General features: G+C 36.5%; 11 protein-coding genes. All 11 read right to left on the reverse strand.

Annotated elements, in window-relative coordinates:
* Positions 1-13 precede the first annotated feature (13 nt).
* The 11 genes from EKM68_RS03675 to EKM68_RS03725 all read right to left on the reverse strand — a co-directional run bounded on the left by EKM68_RS03675 (position 14) and on the right by EKM68_RS03725 (position 10,990).
* Entirely contained in the window at positions 14-934 is a 921-nt protein-coding gene (locus EKM68_RS03675) for a sce7725 family protein (protein WP_125588303.1), read from the reverse strand.
* Positions 931-1,647 (reverse strand): hypothetical protein, encoded by a 717-nt coding sequence (locus tag EKM68_RS03680; RefSeq protein ID WP_125588304.1) that lies wholly within the window; start codon positions 1,645-1,647, stop codon positions 931-933. Before EKM68_RS03680 ends, EKM68_RS03675 begins: the two co-directional genes overlap by 4 nt.
* Positions 1,625-4,012, reverse strand: a complete 2,388-nt coding sequence (locus EKM68_RS03685; protein WP_125588305.1) for an ATP-dependent DNA helicase — start codon at positions 4,010-4,012, stop codon at positions 1,625-1,627. Before EKM68_RS03685 ends, EKM68_RS03680 begins: the two co-directional genes overlap by 23 nt.
* Positions 4,013-4,116: 104 nt before the next feature.
* Positions 4,117-4,581 (reverse strand): Rrf2 family transcriptional regulator, encoded by a 465-nt coding sequence (locus tag EKM68_RS03690; RefSeq protein ID WP_125588306.1) that lies wholly within the window; start codon positions 4,579-4,581, stop codon positions 4,117-4,119.
* Positions 4,582-4,585: 4 nt separating this feature from the next.
* Positions 4,586-5,158 (reverse strand): NAD-dependent epimerase/dehydratase family protein, encoded by a 573-nt coding sequence (locus EKM68_RS03695; protein WP_125588307.1) that lies wholly within the window; start codon positions 5,156-5,158, stop codon positions 4,586-4,588.
* A 118-nt stretch (positions 5,159-5,276) separates the two neighbouring features.
* Entirely contained in the window at positions 5,277-5,660 is a 384-nt protein-coding gene (locus EKM68_RS03700; protein WP_125588308.1) for a DUF1634 domain-containing protein, read from the reverse strand.
* Positions 5,660-6,502 carry a sulfite exporter TauE/SafE family protein gene (locus EKM68_RS03705; RefSeq protein WP_125588309.1) on the reverse strand — a complete coding sequence of 281 codons (843 nt, stop codon included), beginning with the start codon at positions 6,500-6,502 and terminating at the stop codon, positions 5,660-5,662. Before EKM68_RS03705 ends, EKM68_RS03700 begins: the two co-directional genes overlap by 1 nt.
* 2 nt (positions 6,503-6,504) lie before the next feature.
* The gene (locus EKM68_RS03710) at positions 6,505-6,987 is read right to left on the reverse strand and encodes a hypothetical protein (protein WP_125588310.1); all 483 of its coding nucleotides are present in this window, start codon (positions 6,985-6,987) and stop codon (positions 6,505-6,507) included.
* A gap of 9 nt (positions 6,988-6,996) precedes the next feature.
* Entirely contained in the window at positions 6,997-7,902 is a 906-nt protein-coding gene (locus EKM68_RS03715; protein WP_125588311.1) for an alpha/beta hydrolase, read from the reverse strand.
* A 19-nt stretch (positions 7,903-7,921) separates the two neighbouring features.
* Entirely contained in the window at positions 7,922-9,118 is a 1,197-nt protein-coding gene (locus tag EKM68_RS03720; protein ID WP_125588312.1) for an MFS transporter, read from the reverse strand.
* 258 nt (positions 9,119-9,376) lie between these two features.
* Positions 9,377-10,990, reverse strand: coding sequence for a helix-turn-helix domain-containing protein (locus EKM68_RS03725; RefSeq protein ID WP_125588313.1), 1,614 nt, complete (start codon positions 10,988-10,990; stop codon positions 9,377-9,379).
* Positions 10,991-11,408: the final 418 nt, after the last annotated feature.

Below are 11,408 nucleotides of genomic sequence, written 5' to 3' on the forward strand. Positions count from 1 at the left end.
GATGGGCGATACCTTATTTTTTTATGTCTAACAATCGATGCATAAGTTGAAAATGATGCATCAAAGATAACTTCTTAACGTTTCCTAATCCCGGAAACTTATCCTGGTCTTGATACAACATTAATTCCTGTAATGCCGTTGTATCATTTAAACCTCGAAGATTATCAGGTACCCATTGAACTAATTTGTTCAATGCCTCAAAGAACTTATTCTTTTGACCACCCATAGTTTCATTACTATCCGAAACAAAGTGATGAATCCTCAGACTACCATCTGCCGTTACATAAATAATATGGATGGCAATAGCACGTGATGGCATTCCTTTGTCAAAGTAATAACTACCGACCATTGAGTAATCTCCAAAACCATGATAGTCATCAGCCTGACTCCACCAACTAGCCGGCTGGAAGTATTCATCATCCAAGTTAGCATAATCGGCTACATGCTCCACAAATGACAGCGGGTCAGTCAATGAGATTGCCTTATTCCCGACTATTCCGTGCAACCTAGCTTCTTCTGGGATCAAAACATTATCAATTTTATTTAAGAGACGTGAATTCTCATAAGCTTTCAGTAAAGGATAATTTTTAGCTATCAGTAAACTAGTTTGTTCACTCGTTGTTTTCAGAAAATCACTACTGAAATCGGGTGCCAAAATGGCGCTTGGATGAAAAAATGGAATTTCAGCTAAATTAGGTAATGGATGCAATTTGGCATCACCGTTCAAGCCGTACAAACTAACTTGAGGATTGGCAACAATGCTAAATGGTTGCTGCTGGTCACACATGACTTCTACAGTCTGTTGCAATTCTTTGGAATCTCTAACTGGTTCAATAATCGGAATTATTTGAGAACCCAATTGTTTACGTTCGACTAATTCTTTCAATGCTAATAGATCATACATTCGACCACGCAAATAAGGATAGTAAATCATATCTTATCCTCCAGATTTGGCTGTTGCAATGCTTGTAGTTTTAACTTCAATTCTTGATATTCCGCATTTCTAGCATCAAGTTCTTCTTGTAACGCCGTGATGGCATCAGTCTGCATATCGTCAATGAAGCGGTCATAGACATTGTGCTCTGGTTTATAGATATCATAGCCCTTTTTAGCACGCTTTTTCATTTCTTTGAATAACTGATCATCAGAATATAACTGAAGTCCCTTTTCAACCCGCTTAGCTTTATCAACTTCTCGAAATAACGAAGCAACGAAATGAGCTGTCAATGGTTTCTCTTCCACTTGCAGTTCTTGATATTGGGCCTTTTTAGCAATCGTCAAAAAGCCTGGTGTCCGCAAAGTTTGTGGTGCTAGATCAACTGCTTTTTTATCAAAAGCTCGATAGATCATCACACCAATATGCGTCGGTATTTCTGCGGCTACTTCTTCATATAACTTTTGTGGTAAGACGAAATAATTATAATTACCAATAAATGACAACTTAGCCTTGGAATGAAAGTCTGACTTAGTGACCTTCAATTCATAACAACGCCATTCAATTTCACCATTTGGCAATTGCTGGTAACTCAAAGTATCAACGATACCTTTTTTATCCGGCATGGACACTTCTTCAACGACATATGCACCTTGCTCATAACAATATTGATACAGCGTGCTTTCCAAATTACGAGTCAGTTTTGTTTTCATCAGTATCCTCCGTCTGGTTCCAAAAATTATCGATAGTTGCACCTAATTGGTCAAGTGTTCTAATTCGTTGATAGTATTGCCAATGCGGTGGGAACAATTCCGTGTAACGCCGACTGGCAAAGCGCTGATCCAGCAACAATATTATCCCGGTATCATGACTACTACGAATTAATCTACCCGCAGCTTGTAAGACGTTGTTCATCCCTGGCAACTGGTACGCATAGGCAAAACCTTTGCCATTCTCCTGGTCATAATAATCCTTGATCAAATTATTCTCGGGACTAAGTCCTGGTAAACCGACACTTACAATAGCAACACCTATCAGGCGGTCGCCACGCAAGTCGATTCCTTCGGAAAAAATTCCTCCCAGAACACAAAATCCAACCAGTGTTTCTTCTGGATCTTTTTGAAATTGATTTAAAAAATTCTGTCGTTCTTCATTATTCATGGCTGTGGCTTGAACGGTTGTCTTAACTCCTGGATGAACAGCTTCAAAAGCTTCTTTGATCTGCTGCAGATAACCATATGACGGGAAAAAGAACAAATAATTTCCCTCCTTTGCATTGATCAGTGTGTACAAACTAGCAACTATTGCTGATTCACTATTTTCACGTTCACGATAAGTCGTTCGAATGTATTGTGTTACTAAAATAGCTTGATGCTTGGGCGGAAATGGCGAGGGTAATTGATACGCCAAACTATTACTCTCCCCACCCAAAACGTTTTGATAATAAGACATTGGTGATAACGTGGCTGAAAATAAAACCGCACCTGATCCCATATTCAACGACTTATCTAAGAAGTCGCTTGGATCTAAACAAAGCTGTTTGACCGTCACATGTTTGTTCTCCATCACTATCCGTGTCTGATAACTATCATCATAAAGATTGCCGATTTTAACAAAGGTCAAACAATCAAAGAAAAAATCCTGAACAGAAGTCAAAAAATCAGATGGTTTTTGTTGTGCCATCCAATCAGTCATAAAATCAGTAAATTTTCGTAAAACTCGTAATAACGACTCTGGTGGATCAGGTGTCATCTGTTCTGTTATTTGCTCTTCCTCCAATGAATCAGCCAAGCGCTTAAACCCTCGACGAATTTTTTTTAATTCCTTCTGCAAGTCTTCGCTTGCTTGAGTCTTAGATGCTTTGGCTTTTTTTAATAACGGCGTTATGGCTGAATCTGAGATTTCGGCCGAATACATGTCCCGTGCACGACTGACCAAATTATGAACTTCATCGATCAAAAAAAAGTTTTCTAAGTTTCGCTCAGTAAAGAATCGTTGTAAATACACTAACGGATCAAATAAGTAATTATAGTCACAAATAATCACATCGCAAAATAACGATGTGTCTAACGAAAATTCAAACGGATCGACCGTGTGTTTATGTGCATATTCCTCGATGACAGCTTTGGTTATTAAGTTCTCATGCGTCAATAAATCCTTTAGTGCTGGTTTGAGCCGGTCATAATAACCGACCATATACGGATTATCTTCCGGGGCAACGTCCTGCTCCTCAGGAAAACGAATCTTGTCTTTGGCCGTGAGTGTAATGCTCTTAATTTTCAATCCATCTTTGGCCATTAGATCAATTGCTTCTTCAGCAACATGACGGGTGTTCTGCTTGGCCGTTAAATAAAACAATCGTTCAATCTTATCTTCACCCATCGCCTTGACAGCTGGAAAAAGTGTTGAAATGGTCTTCCCCGTTCCCGTTGGAGCCTCCACAAATAAGCGTTTCTGTAAGCTGATAGTTTTATAAACTGCTCCAGCCATCTCATGTTGGCCCGTTCTAAATTCCGGAAATGGAAATGGCAATTTCTTAATAGAATCATTTCGGTCCCGACGCATGTCAGCACGTAAGGTTAGCCAATATTCATACTCTTTGATTAGATCATTAAAGAATTTAGTTAGCTCAGTCCGTTTAAATTTTTTTTTGGTCCGAGTTATTTTTTCTTTGGTAACTTGAAAATAGGTCAGTTCCAAAGTAACTTCGTTTACCTCTGGATCGTCCTGTAGCAATAAATATCCATAGACTTTAACTTGACCCCAGTACAAGTCATGCGTGTTATCTGAGATATCTTCAAATGCTTGATCAGAAGTTTTTATCTCCTCGATCAATAATCTATCGTCCTTAGTTTCAATTCCATCCGCTCGACCAGAGATGACATAATCCTGACCATTCATTGTAACGACCTTTTTTAAATAAACTTCACTCTCGTAATCACTCGAACGGCCACTCTGAAGTTTACGATGAATTCTTGCCCCAGCTAGAGCCGTATTTTGACTATCTTTATTCTCAACTAGATCACCTTTGCGTAAGACAAACTCAACTAATTGCCTAATGCCAACACGTGTCGCCATAACGAACTCCTTTCTGAACAAAATTCAAATCATCTAACATTATAAAACAGACGTTCGCTCTTGTCTGTTTATATCAAAAAAGAATTCCCATAGGAATTCTTTTCTTATCTTTTATTTTTCCAATCAACGGTCCAATTGTATTTTTGATTTTTCGGAACTAAAGAACTCAACTTAACCTTATTCAATTCTTTTAATAACCCATCCGATGCACTACTGATAGCATTCATAACAATATCCTTACTTGCTTGAATATGCTCTTGATCATCAAAAATCTTCTCAGCTAAATTAGATATTTTGTAATCAACTACTGGTTCACCCTCAATCGCCTGCAAAACTGAACCCAAACTTACTTCCTTAATTGGTTTGATTAGATTAAAACCACCATCCTTGCTGGCATATGAGTCGATAAATCCCGCTACAACTAACTTCCGCAGCAACTTCTTCAGTGAGGAATCTGACACTTCTAACAAACTGCTCAAGTCACTGCTCTTCAAAGATTCGCCATTCTCTTGAGACGCGATAATCAATAAGACATACACTGCCTCTTCAAATTGTTTTGAAATTTTCATTTTGTTACCTCAATTCGTTAATTTGATTTACCAAATTATCAGACACAGACTCAACTTTCACGGGTTTAAATTTTTTAGAGAAAAATCCCATGAATTTGAATAAGGGAACCATTCTAACTAGTGAATCAGCTCTGTCAGCACCATAAACAAAAGTTGGTTCTACCAAAACTACTTTTTTACCAGTATCTTTTATTTTCTGAATCATTTCTTTTTTTACTCTGACAAAACTCTTAGGACCTAATCTGCCGCCTATATATCCTAAGATACTCGTGTTTAAGACTTCACTCAATTCAATCATGAAATATACTGGTTCTTTATTCATCGCATTCAATTTATTTAGATCTTGGCTGGGGGCACCAACTAGATCAATTATGACATCTACTTGCTTTGGCAACTGTGACAAAGTGCCAGCTACATCATGTAGATCACTATGTACCAAATGAATTCTTTGATTATTGATTTTTAGGGCATTACCTCTAGTAGAAACGAACACCTCACTATTAGGAATTTTCCTTATAATATCCTTAGTCAAAGCTTTGCCAATATAACCATTACCACCGATCAGTAAAATATTCATATTTATCTCTCCAGTTCATAGAGTTTATTAATCTATGGATATAATATATCTACGAATAATTTATTGCAATAAAAAAGTTCTGAATGATACATTTCATCATTCAGAACCTAAAATTTAACTAACTGCGATATCCCATTAACATAGCGAATATCAAAATAATCAAAACAACAGTTGTAATAATAACGTATAAATTATCATGCTCTTTGTAGAAGGCATAAATTGAAACCACAACACGAAGAACTGGAGTTAGGATCAATAGAAAAATCCCTAACATAATAACCGCATATGATTTGCCTGCTACGATGCCAGAAAAAATATCGACAAATCGCTTGGGAAAACCAGTCGTATAGCCACCGCCACCATTGATGAAGTACATAATAATTCCAATCATGATCACGATTGCAGAGGTTATAACGCCGATACGAAGAATCTTACCAATTACCAATTCAACTTGACGTGTCTCCTCATGCATTGTTTTAGCGTCTGTTTTTTTATCAGGCATTAGAAGTTCACCCCAAATCCTTTAAGAACCATTTGTACTCCCATATATAAAATAATAGGAACAAAAATCATTCTAATAATTCTAGGCTTCAATACTTGCATGACACGTGCACCGATCAAAGCACCGATCAAAACACCAATTGCCAATGGTCCAGCAATATCTGGTCTGATCGAGCCGTTGAAAAAGTAAACTGTTGCACTAGCCGCAGCTGTAACACCCATCATCAAGTTACTAGTTGCACTTGAAGGTTTGAGTGGCATCTTCATGATTGTATCCATAGCGATAACTTTGAATGCACCACTACCAATACCTAACAATCCACTGGCAAGACCAGCGGCCCACATCATGATAAAACCGCCAGGAACATTTTTCATTGAGTAATCAACTTGTTTTTGTTCAGCTTTATCATAATAAGTACTGGCCAAATTAAGTTTGGCAACGATCTTGTCATCGCCGGTGTAAATCGATTCGCCTTTTTTATCCATCAACTTGCGAATCATATTATAAGTCGAATACAGTAGAAAGAATCCGAATAATATATATAAGAAAGTACTGGAGAATACCCCCACTAATAAGGCACCCATAATAGCACCGACTGTGGTAGCAATCTCTAAGAACATTGCCACACGAAGATTCAGCATGTCATCCTTCAAATACGCGATAGTTGATCCAGAACTCGTAGCAATAACAGAGATAATGCTGGCACCGATCGCATATTTAATATCAAGACCCATCATAATCGTCAAAACTGGCGTGATGATCATCCCTCCACCAATACCCAAAATGGCACCAAGACAACCCGCTGCTATTCCCATAACTAATAGTAGCAACATTGAATTCATAATTAATCTTCTTTCTTTTCTGCCTCATCTTCATCTTTGTTACTGAAATTCTCAGCAGAAGTTTCATAGTTCTCTTTCATTATACTCATAGTTTGTGTAATTTCTGCATCATTCAAGTCATTTTCTGAAATTAAATCAATATGAAATTTTGATGCATTCAGATAATCGCAACGTGTTGATAGATAGAACTTTGTTTCAACTTCATCATCATCATCAAAAAAATGCGTGACTTTTTTAGCATCATCAAAAGGTAAATTGATCACACCAGTTTCAACATAAAAATCAATTGGAAATTCTGAATCAACAACATGGATCATTATTTGAGACAATTTATTTTCAGAAAGATCCTTCTCCATTTGGTCTTTGGCTTTATTTAGTGCCCAGGGTGATGCTTGCAATAAATCATCCTTGCTAATTTCTAAACTAGTTTGGTTAAAAGTTCCTTCTGTAACTTTTCCAATAAAATCCTTAATTTGAATTTTCATAATTTCCTCCTAAAGATAACGAGCTAAAAAGTTTTCCACAGTTGCTTGATATTTGATTGAATCAATATAATAACTTCGAATATGAATACCTAAACTATCATAAACCATTCTCGAAAAGTTTCCACAGGTGGATAACTTTTTTTCCATCTCGAATGGTACCGTAAAGTCATTTTTTCCATGCATAAATAATACTGGTAATTTGTTTCTTGCTAAAGCTTTTTGACAGTCGGCCTGACCATAAAAAAAGCCTGCACGAATTCTTGAAACGATCGAGGCTCCTTTGATAATTAATCTACCCTTGATCTTATAGCGCTTCTGACAGTGATAACTGAGAATATCTTCAGCACTTGTATATCCGGAATCCTCAATGACCGCTCTCACATTATCCGGTAATGACTCGCCTGCTGTCAACATAACGGTAGCAGCACCCATTGAAGCCCCAAACAAAATAATTTTATCATTTGGCCTGTGACTCAATAATTCATCGATCCAATCTAGTAGGTCACGACTTTCGATGTATCCATATCCCATATACTTGCCTTCGCTTTTGCCGGCAGCTTGATTATCGATCTGCAAGACATTATAACCCAGATGATTGAATAGTTCGGCGTGAATGTCTAGCGACGTATGGTCAACTGCAAAACCGTGGACCAAAATAACTGTCACATCAGAGTCATTATTAGTAAACCAACCGTATAGTTTATTACTATTGAATTTTGATTTGATCGTCCAAGTCTCTTTTTTTAACTTCAAGAACTCCGCTGTCCGTTCATCAAGGCCCGGATCACGCTTTATCTGTGGCGTCGTTCCACCCAAAGCCTTAGAGCCACGCTTCTGAAGATATAAAAAAAGAGCGTTCAGAATTAGAACGACCAGAAGTAACACTATGATTATGATTGAAATTATAATCGTCATTATTTTTGCTCCACTCTCTCTAATCTAATTCTTTAACACTCTCCATAGCAAATGCCACAATGATCATCATGATCGTAATAGCGAAAAATAAATGTGCAAACGACATCATTGTAATAACCAAGCTACCAACATAAGGTCCCAAAGCACGACCTAGTGAACCAAAGATACTATAAAAACTTTGGAAAGTTCCGCGATTCTTGTTGGTCGACATCTTACTCAATAAAGCTGGAATAGTTGGGAAAACAATTGATTCACCAATTGTTAGTACCAACATACTCAAAATATACATACCATATGTTTTAGCACCTGGTAATAACGTAAATGATAATCCCATGATAATTGTTCCGACAAAAATTTGATTCTTTAAAAGCTTAAATACTCTCGATGCAACACGATTCATTATTGGTTGAATAATGAGTAGTGAGACTGCATTAAATGTGAAGACAAGTCCAAATTGACGTGTTGAGAAGCCATTATCGATCATGTAGATTGAAATATTACTGTCCCATTGAGAATAACCTAACCAAACAACAAAGATCGACAAACAAATTATGACCAAATTAAATTTGAATCTACTCGCACCGATTTTGATTTTAGGATCTTCAACATCAGAACTAACGTACTTGTGATGTGATTCTCTCTCAAGTTCTTCTTCATTAGTTTGATCAAGCACATTTCCTCGGAACAACAAAATAATAATACATAGTAAGAATAACAAAACTGGAATAAAAAAAGTAAAAAAGATGCTGAGCTTAAAAATAAATCCAACTGCTGTTGATCCAATTGCAATACCAACGTTAGCAGCTAAATACATGATGTTAAATATCGTTCGGCTATCTCCTACCATTTGTTCAGCCACAAACGCCGTATAAGCGTTAATTGCCGTATATGACAGACCCATTCCAAATCCTAAAACAACCAGCATGAACGCATATGTGGGCCATACATGATGAAATGACATAATGACAAGCGAAGCAATCGCAATCGCATAGCCAATATACAATGTTCCTCGTCTGGAGAAACGATCGAACATCACTCCACCGATAGCATTTCCGACCATCATTAGGACTGAATAAGCCATCAAAGCCAAGCCAGCAGTCGTTAATGACTCATGTAAGTTTTTATGAATAAAAATCGTATTGACTGGCAGAATAAATCCCATCACCATATTAAAAGTAATGTTCAATATCAATAACCAAATTCTTTGAGCACGCATCTTTTTCACCTCTTCGATAAATTTTTTTATATTTTTAGCAATAAAAAAACCATGGCATAATCAACCATGGTTTAAACGGTAGTACTCTAATGAGTAACCAGAAATCGGTTCACACAATTTCTGAAGATATCGCTCACTAATCCTGCGAGTGTTGCTTGATACCCTACCTAATAAGTGCCGTCCAAATTCGACGGCTCTCGACTCATCGCACGAGATACATCATAATATGTTTTCAGAAAAAAAGCAACAAAAATGAAATTAAAGATTTGGATTTTTTGTAACTTTCTCTTCTGTCCAGATTTTATAGATCAAGTTTAATAGTCCACCCATTTGTCCATCGACGCCATTATACATCCAGCGATAGATGCAGACATCATTTTGCATTTGATCATCAGGTAAGTTATCACTATTAGCCGTGACAATAATATCAGCATCTCTTGGATCACTGACGATTTTGGCATAAGGCAATGATTGCAGTGTAACTGAGAGATCAGAGTAAACAAGGAAGAATGACTCTAATTCTAAGTAGATTTTAACTTGAATATCCTTATTATATAGTGAGAAGAAACGATAAGCGATGGCATAGATAGCTTCAGAAATGGCCTTTGACTTACCTTTTAATGAATTGTACTTGTCACGCAGCATTAAGTGTTGAACCGTTGAATTGATCTTGCTCTCAAGATTCTCATCGTTGATCTTACTAATAGCATCACCGAATCCTGAATAAAGATTCAAAATTTCCATATAGTTACGATCAAGTGCTAAAACACCAATGATACATGTTGTTAAATTATATTTGTAACGCAAAAATTCTTTGTGAGACAATGCCATATCCGAAATAGTCTGTTCTACATCAATAGGAATTAATTCCAAGAAATCATCGATGAAGTTCGCAAATAATGGATTATATCTAACCAATTGTTTAGAAACTGATTGAAGATATTCATCCGAAACCTCAAATGTTGTCGGAACACACATCAATAGAATATAGAAGTCAGCCGACTGGAACATTTGCTCCTCATAACTAACGTCCTCTTTGATAGCACGCTTCAATTCTCTAACCTTTGGACTACCAGTGTCACCTTCAAGCATGGCACTAGCGCCTTCAAAAATATTAGGGAAAGGATAATTGATTACATTAAGAGCATCCATGTTCTGCATATGGTTTCCATCAATAATTCTATATAGATGAGCCATAACCACATAGGCATAGAAAAGTTTAGTTATTTGATTAGTTGGTTTCATACGATATTTATCGAGAGCAATGTCAACTACCTTAAAAGCAGTCTCCTTTGTAAAGTCCTCAAATGGCCATACAAATCCTCTTGTCGCATTCCAGTATAATGCAGCGATTGCGAGACGAATGGCCTCCTCATCACCAACAAAGCGCATAGGTTCGTATGCAATACGGACACCGAAACGTTTTAAATAGCTTCGGACAGGTTTCAAGTGACGTAATACCGTAGCTTTACTACTATTAAGATCTGTATAGAATTGTTTGAATGATGATTCTTTTCCTTTAACAATTGCGTCTAAGAAAAGATAACCGTCAGATCTAGTAGTTAAATAAGCGTGATAACCGTCGCGCGTCACAGTAAACATTTCTTCAACTGAGTAATCTTTCTTACCCAAGATGTCATAAAAGTCTTCTTGAATCCCTAAGAAGGTATTGTAGACACTTCCGTAGCTCTTATTCATTTGATAAGCAGCCTTACGAAGGTTAATGTCCTTTACAACAATATCTCGTTTGCGATACGTACCGATTAGATCGGCACTAGCCAATTGTGTACTTCTAATCAACTTGATCTTATTAAACAATTGAATTTTTTCTATTTCCGATTTAGATAAAAATAAGTCAGTAAAACTATCCAATAATGCCACCCCCAGATTAAATAAATTATATCATAGTAAAAAATTACACTTGTTTTTATTAATAAAATTAATAAATTAATTACTGTATAAAGGTAAAAAGCATAATACTTTTTGAGTATTATTCTACATTTTTTCCTTTAAGTTCCCAATCTAAGTAATATCAGTGAAGATTTTGACAATAAATATAAATTTTAATTAGATAAAAAGAATTTTAATATACTTGTATCATTAAATTATTTTACGCCTAATTAAAAATAAGTATAGAGTTTTTGTATTTTCTTATATTACAATTTGACGACAAAAAAAAGGAGGACTGAATGAACAGTCCTCCTTTTAAAATTGCGTGGCAGCTTCCTATCCTCGCGGGTAGTTTCCCACCAACTACTTTCGGCGTGAAGAAGCTTAACTTCTGTGTTCG

It is taken from the genome of Companilactobacillus jidongensis (assembly GCF_003946575.1).
GTDB classification, from domain to species: Bacteria; Bacillota; Bacilli; order Lactobacillales; family Lactobacillaceae; genus Companilactobacillus; species Companilactobacillus jidongensis.